The organism is Psychrobacter jeotgali (assembly GCF_904846315.1).
Lineage (GTDB): Bacteria > Pseudomonadota > Gammaproteobacteria > Pseudomonadales > Moraxellaceae > Psychrobacter > Psychrobacter jeotgali.
Genome location: NZ_CAJHAF010000001.1, coordinates 225,945 through 251,734, shown reverse-complemented (window position 1 = coordinate 251,734; position 25,790 = coordinate 225,945). Strand labels below are relative to the sequence as shown.

At 43.1% G+C, this 25,790-nt stretch carries 22 protein-coding genes; 11 read left to right on the top strand and 11 right to left on the bottom strand.

Annotated features, from left to right (window positions below):
• Positions 1-25 precede the first annotated feature (25 nt).
• The 3 genes from JMX18_RS01040 to infA all read left to right on the top strand — a co-directional run bounded on the left by JMX18_RS01040 (position 26) and on the right by infA (position 2,375).
• Positions 26-1,120, top strand: a complete 1,095-nt coding sequence (locus JMX18_RS01040; RefSeq protein ID WP_201582854.1) for an asparaginase — start codon at positions 26-28, stop codon at positions 1,118-1,120.
• 81 nt (positions 1,121-1,201) lie between these two features.
• Positions 1,202-2,047, top strand: a complete 846-nt coding sequence (truA, locus tag JMX18_RS01035) for a tRNA pseudouridine(38-40) synthase TruA (RefSeq protein WP_201582852.1) — start codon at positions 1,202-1,204, stop codon at positions 2,045-2,047.
• 106 nt (positions 2,048-2,153) lie between these two features.
• Positions 2,154-2,375 carry a translation initiation factor IF-1 gene (gene infA, locus JMX18_RS01030; protein ID WP_227674517.1) on the top strand — a complete coding sequence of 74 codons (222 nt, stop codon included), beginning with the start codon at positions 2,154-2,156 and terminating at the stop codon, positions 2,373-2,375.
• A 495-nt stretch (positions 2,376-2,870) separates the two neighbouring features.
• Here the strand turns inward: infA and JMX18_RS01025 are convergent, their stop codons facing one another.
• From JMX18_RS01025 to leuC, 5 genes are all read right to left on the bottom strand, one after another.
• On the bottom strand, positions 2,871-3,962 hold the full coding sequence (locus JMX18_RS01025) for a L,D-transpeptidase family protein (RefSeq protein ID WP_201582850.1): 1,092 nt from the start codon (positions 3,960-3,962) through the stop codon (positions 2,871-2,873).
• A 340-nt stretch (positions 3,963-4,302) separates the two neighbouring features.
• Positions 4,303-5,418: a 3-isopropylmalate dehydrogenase gene (leuB, locus tag JMX18_RS01020; RefSeq protein ID WP_201582848.1), complete on the bottom strand. Its 1,116-nt coding sequence runs from the start codon at positions 5,416-5,418 to the stop codon at positions 4,303-4,305.
• 123 nt (positions 5,419-5,541) lie between these two features.
• Positions 5,542-6,207 carry a hypothetical protein gene (locus JMX18_RS01015; protein ID WP_201582847.1) on the bottom strand — a complete coding sequence of 222 codons (666 nt, stop codon included), beginning with the start codon at positions 6,205-6,207 and terminating at the stop codon, positions 5,542-5,544.
• A gap of 133 nt (positions 6,208-6,340) precedes the next feature.
• A complete protein-coding gene (gene leuD / locus JMX18_RS01010) occupies positions 6,341-6,991 on the bottom strand; it encodes a 3-isopropylmalate dehydratase small subunit (protein ID WP_201582846.1) in 651 nt (216 codons plus the stop codon).
• Positions 6,992-7,039: 48 nt separating this feature from the next.
• On the bottom strand, positions 7,040-8,458 hold the full coding sequence (gene leuC / locus JMX18_RS01005; protein ID WP_201582844.1) for a 3-isopropylmalate dehydratase large subunit: 1,419 nt from the start codon (positions 8,456-8,458) through the stop codon (positions 7,040-7,042).
• 402 nt (positions 8,459-8,860) lie between these two features.
• Here leuC and JMX18_RS01000 point away from each other — a divergent pair, with 402 nt between their 5' ends.
• Positions 8,861-9,733, top strand: coding sequence for a LysR family transcriptional regulator (locus JMX18_RS01000; protein WP_201582842.1), 873 nt, complete (start codon positions 8,861-8,863; stop codon positions 9,731-9,733).
• A gap of 614 nt (positions 9,734-10,347) precedes the next feature.
• On the top strand, positions 10,348-11,847 hold the full coding sequence (gene putP, locus JMX18_RS00995; protein ID WP_201582840.1) for a sodium/proline symporter PutP: 1,500 nt from the start codon (positions 10,348-10,350) through the stop codon (positions 11,845-11,847).
• A 356-nt stretch (positions 11,848-12,203) separates the two neighbouring features.
• Here the strand turns inward: putP and JMX18_RS00990 are convergent, their stop codons facing one another.
• From JMX18_RS00990 to JMX18_RS00980, 3 genes are all read right to left on the bottom strand, one after another.
• Complete coding sequence (locus JMX18_RS00990; protein ID WP_201582838.1) at positions 12,204-13,727, bottom strand: outer membrane protein transport protein; 1,524 nt, start codon at positions 13,725-13,727, stop codon at positions 12,204-12,206.
• A 414-nt stretch (positions 13,728-14,141) separates the two neighbouring features.
• On the bottom strand, positions 14,142-15,539 hold the full coding sequence (locus JMX18_RS00985; protein ID WP_201582836.1) for an outer membrane protein transport protein: 1,398 nt from the start codon (positions 15,537-15,539) through the stop codon (positions 14,142-14,144).
• A 199-nt stretch (positions 15,540-15,738) separates the two neighbouring features.
• On the bottom strand, positions 15,739-16,041 hold the full coding sequence (locus tag JMX18_RS00980) for a SlyX family protein (protein WP_201582830.1): 303 nt from the start codon (positions 16,039-16,041) through the stop codon (positions 15,739-15,741).
• A 293-nt stretch (positions 16,042-16,334) separates the two neighbouring features.
• Between JMX18_RS00980 and JMX18_RS00975 the strand changes: the two genes are divergently transcribed.
• The 6 genes from JMX18_RS00975 to JMX18_RS00950 all read left to right on the top strand — a co-directional run bounded on the left by JMX18_RS00975 (position 16,335) and on the right by JMX18_RS00950 (position 22,506).
• Positions 16,335-18,290 carry an ATP-binding cassette domain-containing protein gene (locus JMX18_RS00975; RefSeq protein ID WP_201582829.1) on the top strand — a complete coding sequence of 652 codons (1,956 nt, stop codon included), beginning with the start codon at positions 16,335-16,337 and terminating at the stop codon, positions 18,288-18,290.
• Between the two features lie 407 nt (positions 18,291-18,697).
• On the top strand, positions 18,698-19,282 hold the full coding sequence (gene petA / locus JMX18_RS00970; RefSeq protein WP_201582826.1) for a ubiquinol-cytochrome c reductase iron-sulfur subunit: 585 nt from the start codon (positions 18,698-18,700) through the stop codon (positions 19,280-19,282).
• A 22-nt stretch (positions 19,283-19,304) separates the two neighbouring features.
• Positions 19,305-20,510 (top strand): cytochrome b, encoded by a 1,206-nt coding sequence (locus JMX18_RS00965; RefSeq protein WP_201588169.1) that lies wholly within the window; start codon positions 19,305-19,307, stop codon positions 20,508-20,510.
• Positions 20,510-21,226 (top strand): cytochrome c1, encoded by a 717-nt coding sequence (locus JMX18_RS00960; RefSeq protein ID WP_201582825.1) that lies wholly within the window; start codon positions 20,510-20,512, stop codon positions 21,224-21,226. Before JMX18_RS00965 ends, JMX18_RS00960 begins: the two co-directional genes overlap by 1 nt.
• A gap of 176 nt (positions 21,227-21,402) precedes the next feature.
• Positions 21,403-22,017: a glutathione S-transferase N-terminal domain-containing protein gene (locus JMX18_RS00955; RefSeq protein ID WP_201582824.1), complete on the top strand. Its 615-nt coding sequence runs from the start codon at positions 21,403-21,405 to the stop codon at positions 22,015-22,017.
• Between the two features lie 45 nt (positions 22,018-22,062).
• Positions 22,063-22,506 (top strand): ClpXP protease specificity-enhancing factor, encoded by a 444-nt coding sequence (locus JMX18_RS00950; protein ID WP_201582823.1) that lies wholly within the window; start codon positions 22,063-22,065, stop codon positions 22,504-22,506.
• Positions 22,507-22,613: 107 nt separating this feature from the next.
• Here JMX18_RS00950 and dcd read toward each other — a convergent pair whose 3' ends face one another.
• The 3 genes from dcd to apbC all read right to left on the bottom strand — a co-directional run bounded on the left by dcd (position 22,614) and on the right by apbC (position 25,758).
• A complete protein-coding gene (dcd, locus tag JMX18_RS00945; protein ID WP_201582822.1) occupies positions 22,614-23,189 on the bottom strand; it encodes a dCTP deaminase in 576 nt (191 codons plus the stop codon).
• A gap of 153 nt (positions 23,190-23,342) precedes the next feature.
• Positions 23,343-24,428 carry a DUF2804 domain-containing protein gene (locus JMX18_RS00940; protein ID WP_201582821.1) on the bottom strand — a complete coding sequence of 362 codons (1,086 nt, stop codon included), beginning with the start codon at positions 24,426-24,428 and terminating at the stop codon, positions 23,343-23,345.
• Positions 24,429-24,498: 70 nt separating this feature from the next.
• Positions 24,499-25,758: an iron-sulfur cluster carrier protein ApbC gene (apbC, locus tag JMX18_RS00935; RefSeq protein WP_201582820.1), complete on the bottom strand. Its 1,260-nt coding sequence runs from the start codon at positions 25,756-25,758 to the stop codon at positions 24,499-24,501.
• Between the last annotated feature and the right edge of the window lie 32 nt (positions 25,759-25,790).

Here is a 25,790-nt window from a genome sequence, read left to right as displayed (position 1 = left end):
TACTGCTTTTATTTGCGACAACTATATGCGTCAAGCTACCCCCTTACTAGAGTCTAAAGTTCAGCTTATTTATGCTGGCGGTACTTTTGGCAGTTACGGTCGTCCGCTTGCACCGTTAGATGCTGATTTATTCTTGCCCATCTTACAGCAGCTTATCAATGAACAAGAGCCCTCCATCCCTTTGCCAGCCGTTTCATGGCTAAACAATCTCCTAATTAAGGACAGTAGCCAGCTGACTCCTAGTGATTTTGTACACTTTTATAAGCTGTTATTAGCAGCGTATACAGCACAAAACCGCCGCTTTGTACTAATTACCGGCACGGATACTTTGAGCTATTTGGGGGCTTTTTTAGCAGAAGCTTTTGCTGGCTCTGATATCTGCGTCGTTGTGACTGGCAGTATGAAACCATTACTAGATAGTGAGCAGTGGCATAATTATGCTATCGATAGCCATAGTGATGCTTGGGATAATTTAAGCGAAGCGTTAAGATTAGCTGCGGCTGGGGAGTCGGGAGTGAAGGTTTGCTTTGGCGGTGAATCATGGCCTGCGCAAACGGTACAGAAAATTCATAGTCATGACTTTATGGCTTTTACCGGTCATAATCGTGCGGCTTATCCTGCTAACAGCTATATCAGAGCGCTGCCAGACAGTCGCCGTCAGCACTGGCTCGAAGACCAAAAAGCGCTCACAGATGATATCGAGTCACGGGCTGAATGGGTAGCTGTCCACGCGCTATACTGCTTGCCCAATGATCCTAGTATATTGAATAGCCAGTTACAGTCATTACTAGCGCAGCCTCCTTGCGGCATTATCTTACTGGGCTTTGGGGCAGGTAATCTACCCTATTCACCAGCTTTGGCAAAGACCCTAAGTCAAGCGTACGAAAACGGTCATATGGTGATTAGCGCCAGCCAATGTCCATTTGGCGGAGTCAGCGATAGCTATGCTGCTGGCAGTTGGCAATATGATTATCAAGTTATAGCTGGCGGACGCTTAACGATTGCCGCTATTTATGCGCGGTTATTATGGCTGCTGCTACGTTATGATGCTCCTGCACGGCGACGTCAGCGCTGGGCACATAATGTTAACCAGGCGGGAACGACTATCAAAAAGCGTTAGATAGCCTCATTGAATATTGCCATTTAAACGTATTTAGTTAATCTCCTCTTTCAAAATTCAAAAACAGTATCGAAGCCTACAATGCCTGAACTAATCACTACTCCTTCTACCGATCAAGACCAGCCTGTTTATACCTTGGCGATTGCCATTGAATTCCTAGGTACCCATTATTATGGCTGGCAGCGCCAAAAAGAAGTCACAGGTGTCCAAGAAGTTCTAGAGGCTGCTATTAGTAAAGTAGCCAATGAGCCCATAGAAGTGGTCGCCGCAGGTCGTACCGATTCTGGTGTCCATGCCAGCAATATGATTGCCCACTTTGTCACCCGTGCTTATCGTCCTACCCGCAACTGGTTACGTGGGGTCAATAGCCTCCTACCGGATGACATTGCGCTGCGCTGGATTCAGCCGATGCCAGCTGACTTTCATGCGCGCTTCGGCGCCATTGCACGGCGCTACCGTTATATCACTGTTAATCAACCCCAGCGCCCGGCTATTCTTAATCATCAAGTGACCCATGTCTATGAACCGCTAGACTTGCCCGCAATGCAGCTGGCCGCTGCTGACATTATAGGTACCCATGATTTTAGTAGCTACCGTGCGGCAGCCTGCCAATCTAGGCAGCCTGTGCGTACTATTAGCCATGCAGACCTTTTTGCACACGGCCCATTTATAGTGTTTGATATTCAAGCGGATGGATTCTTGCATCATATGGTACGCAATCTAATGGGTACTTTATTTGCTATTGGTAAGCATGAGCTACAGCCTGCAGATTTCCTCAATATTTTGGCCAAAAAAGATCGTACCATTGCTCCGCCTACCGCTTCGGGTGATGGCTTATACTTTATCAATGCGTACTATCCTGAGCGCTATCAACAATTGCTGCCAGATACGGCTTTAACGCCTATTTGGTTAAACCTGCCTACTTGATATACATATCAGTTACAGACTGTCAAGCAAAAACTGGGTTTGCCATTGCTTTAATAGCCGAACTTGCGTATAATATGTGCTTATTTTTCATTGATTGATACAAATTATGGCTAAAGACGATATTATTGAATTTGAAGGTGAAGTCATCGACACCCTTCCAAATACATTGTTTAAAGTTCGTTTAGAAAACGGACACGAAATCATTGCACATATCTCAGGTAAGATGCGTAAGCACTATATCCGCATTTTAACTGGTGATAAAGTTAAGGTCGAAATGACTCCTTACGATTTATCTAAAGGTCGCATTACTTACCGCGGTAAAACTTAATTTTGTAATTATAACCTTAATAAAGTATATACAGTCTGATATACAACGACCAAAGGTTAATGCTGCATTTGCCTTTTGCTGAGTTACTTTTTACTGACTTATCTTTTACTAAGTAGTAATTAGAGATTATCGAAGCTCTATTGAGCAGCGCCATCGATTATTACTGCGCAACACCCAATGTGGGATTTTATTTACGAGAACGTTTATTCTGTCAAATTAAACGCTTAAATAGATTATGAAGTTAACAATCTGCCCACAAAAATACCGCTATAGATCAGCGGTATTTTTTTGTTTCATTTTTGCTAGGCTAAGCATTTAAATCCCTCCAAATGCTATAGTTGATACTAAATTAAATAGATACACTAAATTATAGCGCCGGACTGGAACAAATTTTACTTGTGTGCTGTATCTACGCTGTTTCGATGCTGCGCAAAATTCGTTCCAGTCTAGCTGTATCTTTTTTATATTGACCTGACTATAGTTTTAAATAGCCCTCTATTTTATCTCGACTGTCGCATCGTCCTCAATAGTACCTAATAGAGCCAATGCGTCCCAGTTAGTCAGGCGCACACAGCCTGCTGAGGCTTGACGGCTAATGCGTGCAGGATCTGGTGAGCCATGAATACCATAGGAAGGTTTACTTAGTCCAATCCACACCAGTCCTACTGGATTGTTAGGGCCTGGCGGGATAATAGATTTGTCACCGCTATCATGAGTATAAGTGTAGTTGGGCTCATGTACTTTTACTTCGACCGTATGGGTGCCTGAAGGCGATGGGGTGGCGGTACTGCCTACGGTTGTCGGATAGCTGGCAACGAGATTGCCTTTATCATCATAAGCATACAGAGTTTCAGTACTTTTATCAGCGACTACTCTACTTACTGGTTTGGTATTGGGGTTACCCGGATTATAAACCGTAATAGTGTCTCCAGCGCTGAATTTGCTGTTAGGGTTTAGTGATTTAAGATACTTTTCGCTCATATGGAACTTTTCTGCCAGTGCTTCGGTGACGGTTTCGTAGTACATACCTTCAAGCTCAGCTTTGGCTTCAGCGCCAGCAGGAATAGTGGTGGTCTTGATATTAACGTCATCATTACTCAGAGTATAATTTACCAAAACAGGCTCACCCATCAAACGCTCACTAGCTGTTAGTGCCTGCCATGTTTCATCGTTTAGGTTATCAGTAACCTGCAAATTATTGGCTTTTTGAAACGCCTGCATGGCTTTTTTGGTATTTTTACCCCAATAACCATCGACAGGTCCTACCCCATGTTGACTCCAATTAAGTAAAGCTTGAATTTTAGCACCGGTATCACGGTTTATCTCTTTACCGGCTTGCCACTTAGCAGCATTTACCTTTTGGGCGGTCTTTGATAGGTTTTGGGTACTATATTCCAGGGTGGGTAGTAGCTTATTTAAAGAAGTCGCAGTTTGACTATCACCAGTTAGTTTTTGGCTCACACTATTAGTGACAGGACTGGATTCTTCAACATTATCGGTGCTAGCAGCGACCGACTGAGTTATAAATAAAACCGTAGATAATCCTATAGCGGTGATGGCGCCGCTGATTTTGGTTAGTGGATACATATTTTATTTCCAAATTATTATTAGTATAATTAATATTTATTATAAAAATTTTCTACAGAAAATACTGCTAAGCTAAAGGACGTTCTATAGCTAGTAAAAACGGTCACAGTATTATATGAGATATCAGAATAGCATATTGCTTTGTTAATAAGCTGTGTGTCTTTGCATAAGGATGTTAACAAGAGCTTAGAAAGCTGTTAGATTATTAGCACTGTCTCCTATTATAACTACCATCACTTCCACTTTATCTCAGTGAACTTTAACGATTTTAGCGCTATAAAAAAACCCATAAACTACTCAGTAGCTTATGGGTTCTAGGTTTATTTAGATTTTATAGCTGTTAAGCAAGCTTAGCCAACACCGCCTCACCCATTTGTTTACAGCCAACCTGCGTCAATCCAGTTTCACTGCTATCCGTTGTACTATATAAGATATCAGGGGTACGCAGTCCGTCATCAAGCACTTCACTAACCGCTTGTTCGATTGCTTGTGCCGCTTGTTCTTGTTTAAAGGTATAACGCAGCATCATAGCTACTGATAAGATTGTAGCTAGCGGATTGGCTTTATCTTGTCCGGCAATATCAGGTGCTGACCCATGACAAGGCTCATACATACCTTTACCTTGCTCATCCAAACTGGCTGAGGGCAGCATCCCAATAGATCCGGTCAACATAGCGGCCTCATCGGATAAAATATCACCGAACATATTACCGGTGACCATGACGTCGAACTGCTTGGGATCACGAATCAGCTGCATACAAGCATTATCAGCATACATATGCGATAGATTAACATCGCTATAATCGGCTTGTTGCATCTCAATCATCGTCTGCTTCCACAGCTCAGTGACTTCTAACACATTAGCTTTGTCGACTGAGCATACTTTAGCTGGTTTACCTGAGGTTTGCGCCCGTGTTCTTGCCAGCTCAAAAGCCACTTTACCGATGCGCTTAATCTCACTGGTGCTATAAACCATGGTGTTATAGCCTTGCTGTTCACCATTCTCTAAAGTACGGATACCGCGCGGCTCACCGAAATAAATCCCGCCGGTCAACTCCCGTACGATTAATAGATCCAGCCCCGATATAATCTCAGGTTTGATACTAGACGCATTAGCCAATTGTGGATAGAGCTTGGCTACTCGTAGATTAGCAAATAGACCAAGCTCGCTACGAATCTTCAGCAGACCACGTTCAGGACGCTTGCTACGCTCAATACCATCCCACTTAGGCCCTCCAACCGCCCCCAGTAACACCGCATCTGCGTTACGTGCTTGCTTGAGGGTATCTTCTGGTAGCGGCTCGCCAGTCTCATCGATTGCAGCACCACCAATTAGCCCTTGCTCCAAGGTCAAATCAAGCGCAAACTTTTTATTGACAGCTTCTAATACATCGATAGCTTGAGCCATAATCTCAGGGCCAATACCATCGCCTGCTAATGTTAAAATCGTTGCCATACTAGTCCTTTAAATTGATGGGAGTGTTTAAGTACAATAAGTATAAATGCAATTGTTTATTGTTTTACGGTAAGTCATTAATTTTTGCAGTAGTCGAGCTATCTAGATTGGCTGCGTTTCTTGCTATTTCACTTTGATGTGACTGCTCAGCCCTTTTTCTACAAACTCTCCTTGGGTATCGGTATCTGTTTGTTTGCAAAAGTGACGCTGTACCTTATCATTATGAATCAAGTCTACACATAAGGGATCAGGAGAAGCATTCTCTAACAAACTGCCTTTAGTTTGATTATTCTTTTGACGATAAGCTCGAAGCTGATAAGTACCTTCAACGAACTCATGAATCACAGCGAAGCGCTCGACATAATCAAGATTATTTTCAGGATAGAAGTTGATATGCACTTCACGCTTCACAGGCTTTACCCGCGCATAATAATTGGTCAAACCTTTGATACTAGATGGAGCTAATGGCACTATCTTGACCGATTTATTATCTAGTAGCGGCGATATGTCATCGGCGCTAGGCGCTGCTGTAAGCATTCTATTATCTACTGGCTGATGAGTGGTTGGCGATATAATCGATGTCTTATCAATGAGAATTATTTCGCAGTGATAAGTACCAAAACAGGCAATACTGGTCTCAGTTTTTACCGGACTAATCTTACCTGCCCAGCTATCAGCATTTTCAGCCTTTTCTATCTGCTGATAGCCACTTAATAGCTGACAGCCTGATAACAATAAGCTAGCCATGATAGCTGCGCTAGTGAATACTACGTTAAGTTTTTTGTTCATAATGGCAACTACTATTCATATTGATGACAATTGATTACTCATTTTAGCCATTTTGTTACTATAACTCAACGTTCTATTATTGACTCTAAACCTTTGTTAACAATATTTAGCTTTTCACACTTATACTAAGAGCTTAAGCTCTAACTGGATTAAATATCCAAGGCGTTTTTTGCATCATTTTATGCTCATAAGCCTTAATTTCATCACTTTTCTGCAAAGTTAGCCCAATATCGTCGAGGCCGTTAAGTAAACAGTGCTTACGGAACTCATCGATTTCAAAGGCATACTCTTCACCCGTAGGCGTAACCACTACTTGACGTTCAAGATCAGCGGTAAGCTCATAGCCTTCATTGGCAAAAGTAGCCTCCATTAATTTATCAACAATTGCTTCATCCAAAACAATGGGCAACATACCATTTTTGAAGCAGTTATTATAAAAGATATCAGCAAAACTTGGCGCAATGATAGTACGAAAGCCATATTCTGACAGCGCCCAAGGCGCATGCTCACGACTAGAGCCGCAGCCAAAATTTCTACGCGCCAGCAAAATAGTGGCCCCTTGATAGCGTGGTTGGTTTAATACAAAGTCTGGATTAATGGGACGCTTGCTATGGTCTTGACCAGGGAAGCCTTCATCAAGGTAGCGCCAATCATCGAATAAGTTGACGCCAAAGCCCGTACGTTTGATAGACTTTAAAAACTGCTTGGGAATAATCTGATCGGTATCTACGTTTGAGCGATCAAGAGGGCAAACAATGCCGGTTTGAGTGTTATAAGCTTGCATAATAATTTCCTATAAGATAAAGGTTGCCGTAATTATTGAGTCAGGCGATTAATAAGTACGCACATCCACAAAGTGACCCGCTAATGCCGCCGCTGTAGCCATGGCTGGACTAACCAGATGCGTACGTCCGCCGTTGCCTTGACGACCTTCAAAGTTACGGTTAGAAGTCGAAGCGCAGTGCTCCTCGGGCTCAAGTTTGTCAGCGTTCATCGCCAAACACATTGAGCAACCCGGCTCCCGCCATTCAAATCCAGCTTCGGTAAATACTTTATCCAAACCTTCAGACTCTGCCTGCAACTTCACCTGTCCAGAGCCTGCAACTACGATAGCTTCTTTGATATTGTCCGCAACTTTACGACCTTTTATCACTGAAGCGGCATCACGCAAGTCCTCGATACGTGAATTGGTGCAAGAGCCAATAAATATCCGATCAAGCTCAATATCAGTAATGGGCTGTCCTGGCTTTAATCCCATATAGGTATAAGCACGCTCCCAACCTTCTTTTTGGGTCTCATCCGCTGCTTGCTCAAGAGTTGGGACAGACTGAGTAATATCGACCACCATCTCAGGCGAGGTACCCCATGACACTTGCGGAGCAATCTGACTGCCATCAATTTCAATAACGGTGTCAAAAACCGCCTCATTATCTGAATACAAAGTGCGCCAGTAGGCTTCTGCTTGCGCCCACTGCTCCTCAGTTGGCGCATACGGCCGACCTTTGACATAATCGATAGTGGTATCATCGACGGCTACCATACCTACACGAGCGCCCGCCTCAATCGCCATATTACAGACCGTCATGCGCCCTTCCATGCTCATCTCTTCGAACACCTGCCCTGCAAACTCGATAGCATAACCGGTGCCACCAGCAGTACCAATCTGGGCAATGATAGCTAGCACCACGTCCTTCGGAGTCACGCCTTTACCAAGCTTGCCGTTGACACGAATCTGCATATTTTTCATTTTTTTGGTAATCAAACACTGAGTGGCAAGCACATGCTCAACTTCAGAGGTACCGATACCATGAGCTAGGCAACCCAGTGCTCCGTGAGTGGCGGTATGCGAGTCGCCACAAACCACCGTCATACCAGGCAGCACCAAGCCTTGCTCAGGACCGACCACGTGCAAGATACCTTGGCGATCATCATTGATAGTAAATTCAGCAATATCGAATTTTGCACAGTTTTCATCTAAAGTCACCACTTGCAGGCGTGATACCTTATCTTTAATTCCTTCAACCCCTTCACTACGCTCTTTAGTTACTGTCGGCACGTTATGGTCTGGACTAGCAATGTTAGCCGACAGACGCCACGGCTCTCTATTAGCCAGCTCCAAACTTTCGAACGCTTGCGGGCTAGTGACCTCATGCAACAGGTGACGGTCGATATAAATTAAACTTGAGCCATCATCACGTTTGGTGACTTCATGGGCATTCCAAAGTTTATCGTATAAAGTTTGAGCGCTCATATTGCTATCCTTTAATAATTACTAATTATTTAATAAGTCCTGTCGCTGATAATATGACTAACGGCTTTATAGGATGTTAGTCCAAGCTATATCAAACGCAGATTGGCTATTAATTAGCCCTAGTATTTGGTCATCAAATCTTTGCTCATCGAGGACGATTTTTTGCTGAGTTATGAAAACTTATCAATCATTTATTCATTTATCTATGCTATATCAGCTATTAGCTTATATTTAAGCTAATAAAAGTCTCATAAAACCTCTAGATGTCTTGTGATTATAGCAGCCTAATCCTATAATAATAATTGATGATTTTTTCCCAGTCGCAAACTTTTATTTCTAAAATATTGTGATTGGAGTAGCCAACTTTTATTTATAGCTCTTGTTAAAGCTAAGGACATCGGTTTGAACACCACTAATTTGACGACGTTTGTAACAGTTATGCAAACAGGCAGCATCTCCGGCGCAGCGGAAAAGCTTTTTATTACTCAACCTGCAGTCAGTAAACGTATCAAAAACTTAGAAGATGAGTTCAAAATTACCTTATTTGATACTGTGGGCCGCGGTATTGTGCCGACTCAAGCTGCAAATGAGATGCTCCCCCATGCCAAACGCTGGCTTGATGATTATGAGAATTTTAAAATTAACTTGCAACACTCTGAGCATATGGTTTCAGGCAAGCTGGTCATTGGTACCAGTCACCATATAGGCTTACATCATCTTGCGCCGGTGCTCAAAGACTTTATTCAAAGCTATCCAGCAGTGCAGCTAGAAGTGCATTTTGTAGATTCAGAAGAAGCTCATAAAGCGGTGCTTGATGGTGATTTGTCTTTGGCATTTTTGACCCTGCCGCCCGTTTATGATAAACGTCTGACCTATCATACGCTATGGTCCGACCCGCTTTACTTTATGACCGGCACTTTATCACCACTAGCCAAAAAGAATAACGTGACTCTAGAGCAGCTAGCACGCTACCCCGCTATTCTACCTTCGGCCAATACCTTTACCAGCCAGATTACCCTAGCGGAATTCGCCAAGCACAACCTAAAGCCTTATGCCACTATGAGTACCAATCCGCTTGAATCTATTCGTATGTTGGTATCGGTTGGGTTGGGCTGGTCAGTGCTACCTCAAACGCTTATCAGCCAAGATCTTGAGCGTATAGATATGGCAGATAATATCGAATTACAGCGTTTTTTGGGTGTGGTTATTAATCCCAAACTTACGCGCTCTAGCAGTGTGGAAGCTTTGCTTGATCTGCTGGCGCCTATTGACTAAATGCACGTTATAGTCATTTAACTTACAGCCATTTAACCGCACAACTGAATCGCCGCTTAGAGCTTAATTACAGAGGTTTAAGTATAGACAGAAGCATTAAAACCATTATATTAATCAATATAGATTAGAAGCTTATTCGCAATTGCTGTTTTCATGCGTTATAATGCAAATTGTTTTGCCCAGATAACATATCGCAACTACAATGACACTGATAGATACATAAAGATGATCTTTAGTAAGATATGCTAGTAAAACAATCAATGCTATTTTATTTTCACACTAACTATAGCAGATTTCCTGGTTTTGAATGATTGATATTATTCTTGGCTAATTAATGCGATTACCTCTTAATAAGGTTACTTAGTAGGCAACCTTTATTAGTAGTCAGCAATTCCATATTCAGTTATGAAAGTGCTATTTGCAGGACAAAATCAATCATATAAAACTAAAAGTAAATAATATGTAAAGTCGAAAGCCATTATGTCCTACTTAATGGCTTTTTTTGTCTTTAAATGTCATTTTTAGATCTATTTAAATATAAGAGGATCTCTAAATGCAAAGCTTTTACAATTTATTAAAATTACTGCCAACCCTGTTGGTTAAGGACGATTTATATGAATGGAGTTCCTAGTGGCGTATTGATATCGCTTGGTGCCTATTTTTTAGTCATGATAGGTATTGGTATTTACGCCTATTTTAAACAAGCCAATGATACAGAAGGTTATATGCTCGGGGGTCGTAATCTCGGTCCTGCCGTAACCGCCCTATCAGCTGGCGCCTCGGACATGTCTGGCTGGCTATTACTGGGACTACCGGGCTACATGTATGCTGACGGCGTCGTCAGTGTTTGGATTGCTTTAGGTCTAACACTGGGTGCCTTTTTGAACTATCTTATTGTTGCCCCCAGACTACGTGTTTACACTGAGATTGCTGACAATGCAATCACCCTACCCGATTACTTCGCCAATCGTTTTGAAGATAAATCGCATATGCTACGGGTGATATCAGCCATTGTCATTATCCTATTCTTTACCGTTTACACCGCAGCTAGCCTCGTTGGTGGCGGTAAGTTATTTGAAAGCTCGCTTAATCTCTCGTATGGTACCGGTCTTTGGGTCACCGCAGGGGTGGTGGTGGTTTATACCCTATTCGGCGGCTTCTTAGCGGTGTCGATGACTGACTTTGTCCAAGGTGTCATCATGCTGTTTGCGATGGTGATTGTACCGGTAGTGGCCTTTACTGATCTTGGTGGCATTTCTGCCACAACGACTGCGGTTAGAAATATTGATCCAAGCCTACTCAATGTGACCAGCGGCATGACTATTATCGGTATTATTTCCTTACTGGCTTGGGGTCTTGGCTATTTTGGGCAACCGCATATTATCGTGCGTTTTATGGCTATTCGCTCAGTCAAAGACGTCCCAACTGCGCGTAATATAGGTATGAGCTGGATGATCGTCAGCTTGATTGGCTCGCTGATGACTGGTTTTGCGGGTCGTGCTTATGTACAAAAGACCGCTATGACTTTAGATGATCCAGAGACAATCTTCTTAGTATTCACTCAGTTCTTATTTACGCCGTTGGTATCAGGTTTCTTATTAGCGGCTATTTTGGCTGCCATTATGAGTACTATTTCATCGCAGCTATTAGTGGTTTCAAGCTCGCTAACCAAGGACGTCTATAAGCTATTTTTCGATAAAGATGCGCCAGAAGCTCGTCAAGTATTAGTCGGCCGTCTCTCTGTGATATTAGTCGCTGTCGTGGCAATATTGCTAGCTGCCGATCCTGAAAGCTCGGTACTTAGCCTAGTATCACACGCTTGGGCAGGCTTCGGTGCTGCTTTTGCACCATTGGTAGTATTTAGTCTCACATGGCGCGGTATGAACCGTAACGGCGCTGTTGCTGGTATGGTAGTTGGTGCATTAACGGTTATTCTTTGGGTGTACGGTCCTTTCGAGATGAATGGTATGCCGCTAAATGATTGGTTATATGCTATCGTTCCAGGATTTGTTTTGAGCACTATCGCTATCTTCGCAGTCAGTATCATGACCGGCGGTCCAAGACCTGCGGTTTCAGCGAAGTTTAAAGAGATGGAACTTAACCTAAATAAGTAAGTAAGTTATTAAGCTCTTTACTGAAAAGTATAAACTCGAATATAAGCTCAAAGCACAGACCTCGCTATCATCTTGATAGCGAGGTTTTTTGATTTTACTAATCGGCTGTAAAATACGGTAATCAGCCAATAAGGACTAAAAGGTCGAGAGTCTGAGGTTAAAGCACAAGGTCACAAGCTTATCATTGTTTAAAGGCGCATTAACCGGCCTCGATTTCGAATGCTATAAGCTTACTTGTATACGTCAAACCTCTTATTTGCAATATACTCCAAATAAAAAAACGACTCATAACGAGTCGTTTTTTCTACTTTATAAGGCTAATTTAATAAGAGCTTCAAAAAGTCTTGATTAAATTCCTACTTTCCTTGATAAGAGATTTTTGCACCTAAAATATAACCATCGTTATCTTGGAAGTCGCCCACTAGCTTACCTGTTGGTAATTGGCCTTTAGCATCTCCGAACCAGAGATACTTACCACCAGCGGATACCGCCCAGTTTTCAGTGACATTGTATTTGGCACCCAAACCAACACTATAGTAGCCATCAATAGGGCCTAATGAAGTGGTTGGGTCACCAGAGCCGCTATCCCAACCGACCGTACCACTGACCGCAAGCGCTGGCGCTATGCGTTTAGCAAGGCCCAGCTCAACCTGCCATTGGTCGTCTGAATACTCGACTAAATCAAGACCACCAGGACCGTAAGCTGGATTGCGTTTACTGACCTCATTATATAAAGGTGGCGTAATCGCAAAATCACCCCATGGTACCCAGCGCACTTTAGCGGTAGCTAAAGTAGTAGGGTTAATACCGGTTTGAAAATCAAAGTTAACCGATTTAGGAGTAGATATCTCCATTTTGCTAGTTCGATTCGCTGCTGCTTTTGCGGCGGCGGCTGGAGCTCCTTCTGCAAGCGCTAATTGCTCTAGTAATGGATAGGTTTCAGCTATATTCATGCTGTGATCAATCTCAGAGCGATAAGTCAACGCTGCTTTTAAAGCAATTTCAGGCTTGCTATAAGACATACCTGCTATCCAACCATAGTCCTGATCGTGGTTGATGTTAGAGGTATAGCCGGTAGCCGGACCATAGGCCAGTCCGCGTAATTTCACCTTAGCTTCGATACGCTGAGCAACGGGACCACCATAAATCTGAAACTCTTTATTAGGGCCAAACTTGGCACCGAGTATAGCGGTCAGGTTATTACTTCGTACTTCAACGTTGGTATTTTCACCAGCATTACCCGCCTCGGCTTGCGCTATTGCACCTACAGTACCAAGCTTTGTAGCATTAGCCTTAAACTCTAGCGCGGCTTGCTGTTGTGCTTGAGCTTGTTGTGCAAGTTGCTGTGCTACTTGAGGATCAGTAGCAGTTGCCGCTAATTGACCTAATCGTTGTGCTTCTGCTGCTGCATCACGTGCACTCTTCGCTAAAAAATCCACAGTAGGTTTAAGGGTTGCTCCATTATAGTCCCCATCAGTCATCTGAATAATAGAGTTATTGATATCGCCCATTGATACAAAGTTATTATCACCTTTGTATTCAGCTGCTGCCCCAAAAGGCTCATCGTATAAAATACCAACACTAAAGGTATCATTGATATCAGTCTTTACCCCATAGCGAAAGAAGTCATAATCCTCAGCCACATCTCCAACTTTATTGCCTTTAACGTAGGCATTATTGTTAGGATTATCATCAGCGCTATCATAACCTGTGACATCAGCATCAATATAGGTGTAGACAGTCTCAGCATAAGTGCCGTCTTGGAGAAATGCGGTGACATCCTGGCCTGAACGATCAAGACCGGCGGCATTAGTCATACTGGCAATAGAAAGAGTAGCGATGGCAATCGAGAGGGTTTTTAAGTGAAAGGTAGTGCGCATTTTGTATCTCCAAACATCCTAGTTGTTTTATCGTCTAAATAATTGACATATAACTATGCTAGCTATATTGCACTGATTACATAAACGGAGTCCTAAGCTGAATAGTAATAGCTTTTTGACACTAAAACAACAATTAAAGCACTTTATTTCTCAATTATGACTGCACAGTACACGTAGTATTTATTCAGAATTAGTTTCGAATATCACTAACTATCGTTTTTATATTACCAAGATTCTAGGTCATTTAAGCTCGCTAACAGCTTCTTCCTTTAATCGTTTGGCTGTTTTTTTATTAGCCTTCCCCATAAAAAAAGCGACCCTTAATGGATCGCTTTTATTGATTCGCTAATTATATGTGGGCTTTATATATTTGATAAATACTAAAGTATATTAAATAAACTAGCCTTCATTATCTTACTGTGTAGATTGATAAGATAGTTTTACACCTAATGCATAACCGTCGTTGCTATCGAATTTACTAACAACAGCTTTGGTAGGTATTTGACCTTTAGCATCACCGAACCATAAGTACTTACCACCGGCTGAGATCGCCCAGTTTTCAGTAAGATTGTATTTAGCTCCAAGCCCAGCGCTATAATAGCCTTCGATAGGTCCTAATGATGTCACTGGATTACCAGCACCGCTATCCCAACCAACCGTACCGCTGATGGCAAGCTCTGGCGCTATACGCTTAGCAAGACCCAGCTCAACCTGCCACTGATCATCATCGTAGCTTACTAATGCTAAGCCCTTATCATCTTTAGTCGCAATCTTACTGACATCATTATATAGTGACGGTACAATTGCAAAATCGCTCCAAGGTACCCAGCGTACTTTAGCGGTGGCTAAGGTAGTGGGGTTGATACCGGTTTGAAAATCGAAGTTAACTGATTTTGGGGTATCAATTTTGATGGTATCGCTTCTAGTCGTCGGTAAGGCCATACCAGCAGTAGCACCTGCGGCAGTAGCAATTGGAAAGATCTCACCCGCTAATGCTTCATGTTTAATCTCTGAGCGATAAGTCAGGGCCGCTTTTAGCGCAATCTCTGGCTTGCTATATGCCATACCCGCAATCCAGCCATAATCTTGATCCTTACCAATATGAGCAGTGTAACCTGAGGCAGTACTATAAGCATCACCGCGCAGCTTTACATCGGCTCTTACTCGCTGAGCAACTGGACCACCGTAGACTTGAAACTCTTTATTAGCGCCGAACTTTGCCCCAATAAGACCGGTAATGCTCTCAGTACGAACCTCAACTTGCGTGCCTTGACCCGCTGTTTCTGCGCGTCCTTTAGCAGCCTGCAGGCCTATTAATTGACCTTGAGCTTCTTTCAACTGATCTTGTGTCAAATTGCCTGGATTTCCTGGGGCTAAGGCACCTTGTAACTCAGGGATCAAAACATTATCGACATAACTTTCAGTAATATTAGGATTTCCTGTCATATCCTGAATAATGGCGTCACGATCACCGATAGTGACAAAATCATTATTGCCCACATAGTCAGCGGCCGCACCAAAGGGCTCATCATATAAGATACCGATACTAAAAGTATCATTTATATCCGCTTTTACCCCATAACGGAAAAAATCATAATCCTCAGCAATATCCTTAATTTTATTGCCTGAAATATCTTTACCTGTTACGTCAGCGTCGAGGTAAGTATAGACCGTTTCTGCATAGACACCGTCTTGTAAGAAGGCCGTGATATCTTGTCCTGAACGGTCGAGGCCTGCTGCATTAGCAGTGCCAGCGACACAAAGAGCAGCAACCGCTACTGCGAGAGTTTTTGCATGAAAAGTGGGGTGCATTGTTATCTCCAAACATCCTCATTGTTATACCACTGCCCTAGCAATCGCTATAAAGTCATTAAGCAAGTGATAGATTAGTCAGCGATGTTAATAGCTTTTAAACGCTAAGACAACCATAAAAACACATTATTGCGCATTTATGACGGTTTAGTCACTGTTACTTAAGTTGCTATCCAACGGTTGTTTGCTTATCGATTCTTTAATAATGCGGTGGTTTGTCCGCCATAATATCAAAGGGGGCAATACCTTCTTCAGGGCCTTGCGTCTGTATTTGGGTATATAACAGTTGCAATTGACGCTGCAAAGTTTGGATATGCTGATCTTGGCGAGCAATCACTTGATCTAATTGCTCTACGGTTAGCTCTAAATGAGCCATGCTCATCTGTAGCTCTACCATTTGCGCTTGTAGCTCTGATTGCTCTGATTGCTCTGCTCCATTATTACTTGGATTTGCAGGTTTTTGCTCGTTGTTTTGCTCATTGTCTACCGGTATGGCTTTCATAACACTCTCGATTTTTAACTTAAAGGACTTTCAGCTTAAGGAGTTTTAAACGTAAAGGCTGTTTATACAACAGATTGTAGAATAAAGAGTTGATGATTAATTTAGAATTAACCATTTTATGGCTATTTTTATCATATTAATAGGGGCTATAATCGATGCATTTTAAAAAGAACAGTTGTCTACGCTAAAGTCAGACAACAGCATGTTATACTGCTGGCAATTTACTCACCCCCTTTATATAACTATTATTCCACTCACTATTTTTATTACTATATATAAGCTTAAGATAATCTATGGCACTGATACATTTAAAAAATATTCATCTCGCTTTTGGCGTAGCTCCTATTCTAGATGGCATCGACTTTAGCCTTAATGAAGGCGAGCGTGTGTGTTTGATCGGTCGTAACGGCGAAGGCAAATCAACTTTATTCAAATTAATTAATGGCTCGATACAGCCTGATAGTGGCGAGATCATTATCAATGGCAGCGCACGTGTGGCCATGCTTGAGCAAGACGTCCCAGAAACTAGCGGTAGACTGCTAGATATCGTTATGGGCGGTAGTCGCCGTACTGCTGATTTATTGATCAGTTACAATCAGCAAGCCGATCTATGTGCTACCGGCGACATGGATGCTTGTGAGCGTATGGCGACCTTGCAGCATGATATCGATGCGGTACATGGCTGGGATTTGGAGCGTGAAGCCACACGCCTGATTACTACTATGGGACTAGATCCTGAGGATGACCTATCCTCTTTATCGGGTGGTCGTAAACGCCGAGTATTATTGGCCCGTGCTCTAGTGACCAAGCCTGATTTATTGCTACTTGATGAGCCCACCAACCATTTGGACGTTGATAGTATCGAATGGCTTGAGCGCTTTTTACTAGATTGGCAAGGCTTAACCCTACTATTTATTACCCATGATAGAGCATTTGTAGATAAGCTGGCGACGCGCATTGTAGAGCTTGATCGCGGTAAGCTGTCAAGCTACGACGTCACTCAGGGTGTCAAAGGCTACGCCCGCTATCAAGAGCTAAAAGAGCAGCAACTGATCGCCGAAGAGAAAAACAACGCTAATTTTGATAAAAAGTTAGCTCAAGAGGAAGTTTGGATTCGCCAAGGGATCAAAGCGCGTCGTACCCGTAACGAAGGGCGTGTACGTGAGCTTCAAGCGTTACGAGAAGAGCGTAGTGCTCGCCGCGAGCAAGTTGGAAACGTCAATATCACTATGGGCGAAGGCGAGAAAAGTGGCAAGCTGGTTTGTAAAGTTAAGAATCTGCATCTTGAATACAATGGTAACGTGTTGGTCGATAACTTTAGCACTACTATTATGCGCGGCGACAAAATTGGCATTATTGGTCCTAATGGCGCAGGCAAAACCACCCTTATCAAGGCTCTACTTGACATGTCTGATGATGAAGTCATCAAGACTGGTAGTGTTACTTTAGGAACCAATTTAGAAGTCGCATTTTTTGATCAGCTGCGTGACCAGTTAGATCTGGAAGCCACGGTCGCGCAAAACGTCTCTGAAGGATCAGACTTCATTGAAGTGGGTGGACGCAAAACGCATATTATGAGCTACCTGCAAGACTTTTTATTTGCACCAGAGCGGGCGCGTACCCCGGTCAAAGCCTTGTCAGGTGGTGAGCGTAACCGAGTACTATTAGCAAAACAGCTTTTAAAGCCAGCTAATATTTTAGTGCTTGATGAGCCCACCAACGATTTGGATATGGCAACCCTTGAACTGCTAGAAGAATCGGTTAGTAAGTTTAATGGTACTATCTTGCTCATTAGTCATGACCGCTCTTTTATGGATAATGTCGTCACCTCGACTTGGGTATTTGATACCAATGAAGAAGGCAACGGTATTGTCAAAGAGTATGTGGGCGGCTATCAAGAGTACTTGGTACAAAAACAGCGTGAACAAGCCGCTCATGCTAAGCTATCGAACAATTCCAAGTCTAATACCAGCTCAGCAACCAGTAAACCCAGCAACAAGTCAGCACCAGCTCAGGCTAAAAAGGCAACCAAAAAGCTCAGCTATAATGAGCAGCGTGAGCTTGATAACTTGCCCAAAGAGATCTCAGCGCTTGAAACTGAGCAAGCTAAACTGGTAGAAAAGCTGGCTGATGGTTCATGGTTCACTGATGACTTTGAAGCAGCAACAGCCGCTAGTGAGCGTTTGCTAGTAATAGAGGATGAAATGATGACTAAACTGGAGCGCTGGGAAGCATTAGAAGCCGAATAGTAGCTTTGCTACGGGCTCCTTACGGCTTTTATAGCCAACTAACTGCGTAAACTTACGGAAAGTTAGTGAACATTGCCGTCTTTTCGAGTATCATTCCCTATCGTTAAATACCCTTATTAATTTAAGGGTAATTGTTAACAAGTAATATCACCTAAAGTCTGTTGCCAAATATCAATAAAAAGTTGGCTAGGGGTGCTTTTGTTATATTCAACAGCATAATAAACCCTACTAAGGTCGTATTATTTTTAACAGTACAATTTATTTTATGACCAAAATAGCTTAGAATAGTAACAATTAGCAAAATTAGGCACAGCTAAAGTGGCTTACGTATTGCGATTTATTGTAAGCTTTCTAGGCCACAACCCAGTGTGGGACAATCCCATTTAATTCACCTGGAGGAAGTATTAATGAGCCAAGCCGAAGGCGTTAATGTACAGCGCCGTAGAGTTCTAATTGCCTCGACTGCCGCGATTGGTGCAGCTGGGGTAGCTGCAGTAGCAACACCTTTTGTTCGCTCTTGGTACCCAAGTGCTAAAGCGGAAGCTGCAGGAGCTGCGGTTACCCAAGATATCAGCTCTGTCGAAGAAGGCCAGATGATCGTTGTTAAATATCGTGGTAAACCTATCTTTGTGGTCAAGCGTACTGAAGAGATGCTTAACACTTTAGATTCAGTTAAACCTCTACTAGCTGACCCTGATTCTGATGAATCTTTACAACCAGAATATGCAAAAAACCCATCTCGCTCCTCAGAGCCAAGCCTTTTGGTGGTCGAAGGAGTGTGTACGCACTTAGGTTGTGCACCGAACTATCGTCCTGATGTTGGCGCGGCTGACTTGGGTGGTAATGATTGGTATGGTGGTTTTTTCTGCCCTTGCCATGGTTCTAAATACGATATAGCAGGTCGCGTCTATAGCGGCGTCCCTGCACCGACTAACTTACCTGTTCCAGAATACAATCTGGACGGGACTATATTGACGGTTGGGGAGGCTTAATATGAGTATGGGCAAAAAGTTCATGAGCTGGGTAGACGCACGCTTTCCAGCGACCGAAACCTACGAATACCATATGTCAAAGTACTATGCACCAAAGAATTTTAACTTTTGGTACTTCTTTGGTGTATTGTCAATGATAGTACTGGTTAACCAATTGGTTACTGGTATTTGGTTGACTATGATGTACAACCCTAGTGCCGAAGGGGCATTTGCATCCGTTGAATATATCATGCGTGATGTTAAAGGGGGTTGGCTCATCCGTTATATGCACTCAACAGGTGCATCTGCTTTCTTCGTAGTAGTGTATCTGCACATGTTTAGAGCGCTACTTTATGGTTCATATCAAAAACCGCGTGAGCTCATTTGGCTTATCGGTATGGGTATTTACCTCGCATTAATGGCAGAAGGCTTCTTTGGTTATCTATTACCTTGGGGCAACATGTCATTTTGGGGTGCACAGGTTATTTTGAACCTACCAGCTGCCCTACCCGTTATTGGTGATGGTCTGGCTGAATGGGTACGTGGTGACTATATCATCTCAGGCATTACTTTGAACCGCTTCTTTGCGCTACACGTGGTGGCTATTCCATTGGTACTCGTGGGCTTAGTATTTATGCATTTGGTGGCACTACACCATGTGGGTTCAAACAACCCTGATGGTATCGACATCAAAAAGCTGAAAGACAAGAATGGCGTACCATTAGATGGTATCGAATTCCATCCTTATTACACTGTGCATGACATGGTCGGTATTGTGGTGTTCTTTATTCTATTCTTTGCAGTAGTATTCTTCTTCCCAGAAGGTGGCGGTTTCTTCCTTGAACCACCAAACTTTGAAGCAGCTAACTCCCTGAAGACTCCAGAACATATTGCACCAGTATGGTACTACACTCCGTTCTATGCCATTCTACGTGCAGTTCCAAGTAAGCTAGGTGGTGTTATTGCTATGGGTGGTGCGATTGCGGTACTCTTCTTAATCCCTTGGCTTGATAGATCACCAGTACGCTCTATCCGCTATAAAGGTATTCTGTCTAAAATAGCTTTAACCGTGTTTGCCATTAGCTTTGTAGTATTGGGTTATTTGGGTGCCACACCAGCGACGCCAACCGCAACTATTATGGCGCGTGTATTCACCATCTTGTATTTCTTATTCTTCTTATTAATGCCGTTCTACACTGCTATTGAGAAGTGTAAACAGCCACCAGAACGTGTTACCGGAGGTCACTAATGAACACCCTAACAAAATCCTTAACTGGTTTGGGCTTGGGCGCGGCATTAACCTTGACTGCTGGTACCGCTATGGCGGCAGGCGGCGGCGGATGCGGAACCTTTGTTAACGCTGATGGGGTTACAGAAAACTTAGCTTGTAGTACTGCCCCTATTGATTTCACTAATAAGGGCTCACTACAAAACGGCGCCAAGATGTTTATGAACTACTGCGCAGGCTGTCACTCAGCAAAGTACGTTCGACATTCACGTATCGCTCAAGACCTAGAGATTCCGCCTGAATTGGTCGAAAAGTATCTGATGGTCACTACAGATCAAATTGGTGATCACATCGATGCTGAGATTGATCCTGATGTTCAAGCATCATGGTTTGGAGCTGCACCTCCAGACATGTCACTGGAAACTAGACTGCGTGGTGATGACTGGGTTTATACTTACCTGCTCTCATTCTACGAAGATCCTAGCCGTCCTTGGGGTGCGAACAACCTAGTTTTAGCTAACGCTGCCATGCCTCATGTGTTGCACAATCTGCAAGAAAGCGTGAGTCAGGAAGAGTTTGAAAGCGAAGTTGGTGATTTGGTTAACTTCATGGCTTGGATGGCAGAGCCTGCTCGTCATGACCGTCAAGTTATTGGCGCTCTGGTTATTTTATTCTTGTTGGTTCTACTGATTCCTGTTTATTTACTTAACAAAGAGTTTTGGAAAGACGTTAAGTAACTTAATCGGCAAATTAAGAACTATATTAGGCACTACTTCGGTAGTGCCTTTTTTATGTAACAGCATTTACCATTACCCATTTGGAGCTTATACTAGATATAGGTTACGCTTGATAGCTTGATAAACTAAGCGACTTTGTTTACGATGACACCCTTAACTACTAACTTTAGGCTTCCATGATTGATGCGAACGACATTCCAAGTAGTCAGCTGATTTTATACGCTGATGATGGCTACAACAGTCATGTAGTACGCTTATTACTTGAAGAAAAGAAGCTAGATTACTATTTGTCACGTTTGCACTCAGAGCGTCCTGAAGATTTGGCTGAGCTTAATCCTTATCATACTTTGCCTGTGCTGCAACAGCGCGAGATTGCTTTATACGAGATCAATGTCATCTTTGAGTATTTAGAAGAGCGTTATCATGGGAATAAATTACTGCCTGATACGCCGCAAGAGCGCGCACAGTTTAGACAATTGGCATGGCGAATTCAGCATGATTGGCTGGTATTAGGCAAGCGCTTACTCATGCATCCTGATAGCTTTAATAAAGCACAAGCAGAAGTTGCCAAAAAGAAGCTAACTGACTCGTTGATTACTTTGTCACCTCTATTCGCCCATAAATCTTATTTTATGGCTGATGATTTTGGCTGGTGTGATGTGCTACTTGCCCCATTGTTATGGCGGTTAGAGGATATGGGTATCATATTACCACGTGCTATTAGTCGTCCCTTGCTTGATTATCAAACCCGTTTGTTTGAACGAGATAGCTTCCAAAAAAGTATCCGATAGTCATCGTCTTTAGTAAATTATTATTTTAGTATAGGAAATCATAAGATGAGCGAAATTACTTCTATTACTCCCACTCGTCCTTATATGGTACGCGCCCTCTATCAGTGGATAGAAGATAATGCGTTAACTCCGTATTTGATGGTCGACGCCACTGCTAAGAATGTGCAGATTCCAACTGAGCATGTACAAGACGGACGTATCGTCCTTAATATTGCTAGTCGTGCGACTGGTAATATGAGTATGGAAAACGATTATATTCATTTCAACGCTCGTTTTGGCGGGGTCTCCCAAGAGATTTGGGTCCCTCTACCCGCCGTATTGGGTATATATGCCAAAGAGAATTCGCAAGGAATGTTCTTTGATCCCAATGAGTATGATAACTACCAGCCAGAAGAAGAGCCTTTTACCTCAACGGCTAAACAAGGCAAATCTCCTGCTGCTTCTAAACCTAAACGTGATAATAAAGCAGGCTTAAAAGTTTTAAAATAATAGACTTATAAATGCTAAGAAAATAGCATGCAAAAAGGCTGGACGTATTTAATACGACCAGCCTTTTTTATTTAGTTTTGATCTGTGATGCTAAGACTGAACCGGTATCAAGTTTTTGGTAAGGTTACTCCGCGCTGACCTTGGTATTTACCACCACGATCTTTATAGCTGGTTTCACAAACATCGTCAGCATCACTTTGGAAAAATAACATTTGTGCTACCCCTTCCCCAGCATAAATACGCGCCGGTAGATTGGTAGTATTACTAAATTCAAGCGTCACATGTCCTTCCCACTCAGGCTCCAGTGGAGTGACGTTGACGATGATACCGCAGCGTGCGTAAGTTGACTTTCCCAAACAGATAGTCAGCACATCGCGAGGAATACGAAAGTATTCGACCGTACGCGCCAAAGCAAATGAGTTCGGCGGAATGATACATTCATCACCAACGATATCAATAAAACTTTTTTCATCAAAGTTCTTGGGATCGACTACTACCGAATGGACGTTAGTAAATACTTTAAATTCCGGCGCACAGCGTACATCATAACCATAGCTTGAGGTGCCGTAGCTGACCAAACGCTCGCCAGCATCATTAAAACGTACTTGACCGGCTTCAAACGGCTCAATCATGCCATGCTCTTCAGCCATTTTACGAATCCAGCGGTCAGATTTAATAGACATTCTTTTTCCTTAGCAAATATTAGGTGCAGTAGGGTCTATTGATATCAATTTGATATCAATTTGATAGCGATGATTATACGGAATTGAGTGCTCGATTTATAGAGCTGGCAGCTTTTAAAGTGAATCTTAGCTAATAGTAATAAGCTTGACTATTTACCATTTGGCAAAATGGTCTTCTGCTAAGCCTATAATATTATCGATTTTAATCACCTCATCGCCCAAGCTAATCTCACCATTATAAACCCCCAGCCATTGCTCAAAGATACTGGCAACCACAACAAAGTTATCGGTCTTTTTATAGACAGTAATAGGCGTAAAGGTTAAATCGATATCGACATTGCTCCAACCTAAGTTCTGATGATAAATACGCCAAGTATTCTGCGCTGCTGCGTCCAAATCTTTACGTATAAACATTACAGGTGGTAGATAAACTATCTGTCCATCAAGCCAGCAAGCATTTTCACTAGCGCCGGTTTCATTGACTCCCATAGAGAGGTTGAGGGTAAAATGACGACCGTCCGGCAAATAACTATTGATACAAGTCCAAAACCAGTTGGTCTCATGACGCATATAACCAAGCGTCCAATCTAAATTGGCAATCGTAGTATGATTAAAATCTATCGATTTGTTGTGATTATTAATAGCAAATTCTGAGCTGGGTTTAAATTGTAAATGACCGGTTACTGCCGTTAGCGGCTCTTTTTGGGTAAAGGTCCAGCCACGCCTGCCGGTCGGTGTACATATAGTGAGTGGTTGCGACTGCCGTGCTAAGGTTGCCTCAAGTGCCAACTGCTGACTGTCTAGTGCCACTCTCATTTGCAGAGGAGTAAAATCTAAAGTCACTGTCAGCTTAGCATGCGTAAATGTCATCTGGCCTTGATAGCAATCACCTTGCAAGCAAGTATGATGGATTAAAGGTTGCAGCGCTTCACAAACCTCCAACTGCTCAGTCTCATCATTATAAACATAAATGAAGGCACTAGTCGCCACTTTAATCGTCGCTAAGGCTAAGCAGACTCTATACGGAGGTTGAACAATTTGGATAAAGCAGAATTGGTTAGCCTTTAGCTCTTTACGCCAATGGGGCAATGGTTTTTGTGAGATAAGGTGGCTGTGATAGTCTAGATAGTTGATATTTTTGACTTGTTTGAAAACTCCAAAGCTGGGTTGGCCGTTTTGAATAAGTTGGTCGATTACTGATCGAGACTGATATACCTTATGAGCAGATAGCATTGACATTTTAACATCCTTGTTAACTTGATCTTTGTTAGTCTCAGGCCATTAGCTTCTATTAACATCACCTCAAGCGTTAAAAGATACGCTTATCATCAATTGGTTTGGCAAACTTATCAATATTGGTTTCGATATTCTCAGCGATACTCAAATAATAAGAAGCGAATTCGTCATCCGCCAATACGCTCGGCACGCCTTTATCTACCTGCGCACGGATACCACTGGCAAGAGGTAACTGACCTAATAAAGGCACCTGATACTGCTTAGCGATTTGCTCGCCGCCGCCTGCGCCAAAGATGGCTTCAGTATGACCACAGTTGCTGCAAGTGTGCAGTGCCATGTTCTCTACCACGCCTAGTACGGGAATATTGGTTTTATGGAACATCTCAATGCCTTTTTGGGCATCAAGCAGGGCAATATGCTGCGGCGTGGTGACAATAACTGCCCCAGTAACCGGAATACGCTGCGCTAACGTTAACTGAATATCACCCGTCCCTGGCGGCATATCAATCACTAAGTAATCAAGCTGCGGCCAATTGGTTTGATTGAATAGCTGCATCAATGCACCCGTAGCTTTAGGTCCGCGCCAAGCAACTGGCGTATTGTCACTATCAAGCAAACTACCAATAGATAGCATCGCCATCCCGTGCGCCTCGACCGGCACGAACTGTTCGTTCTCAAGCTCAGGCTTTACTTCAGCGACGCCCAGCATGGTGGGCATACTCGGTCCATAGATATCCGCATCGAGTATCCCAACCCGATTGCCAAGCTTTTGTAAAGCTAAGGCGATATTAACGGTCGTGGTTGATTTGCCTACGCCGCCCTTGCCTGACGCCACTACAATGATATGCCGAATACGCGGATGCGCTGACAATGACGCTTGAGTGGGCGCCGCTTTAGTAATGGGTACTTCTGCTGCTGTATTTGATTGGGCATGGCTACTAGGCGCATTATCAGTACTCGCCATCGCATCAGTCGTTTTAGGTATGGGTTTAGAAGCTGCTTGATTCTGTTGGGAAGGCTGCTTAGGTAGACTTGCGGCCGCTCCTTTAGCTGCTGCAGGCAAACGAACGTTCATATGAATAGTACGAATACCATGAGGAGATAGCATTTTCCCAAGCTCTTGCTGAATGGTCTCAGGATCACTCTCTGGCGGCAGACGTAGGTCTAGGGTGAGCTCGCTACCATTACGATCAATACCAGTCACCATCGTGGCAATACTGGTATCTCCTACGTGATAACCGAGCAACACTTTGTCTACGACGCTATCACGTTCTGCCTGTTGCTGGGAGCTTTCAGGCTTTGCTGACGACATTTTTTTTATAAAGTTAAACATAGCTACCTTTGCTTCTATATCAATATGTAAGT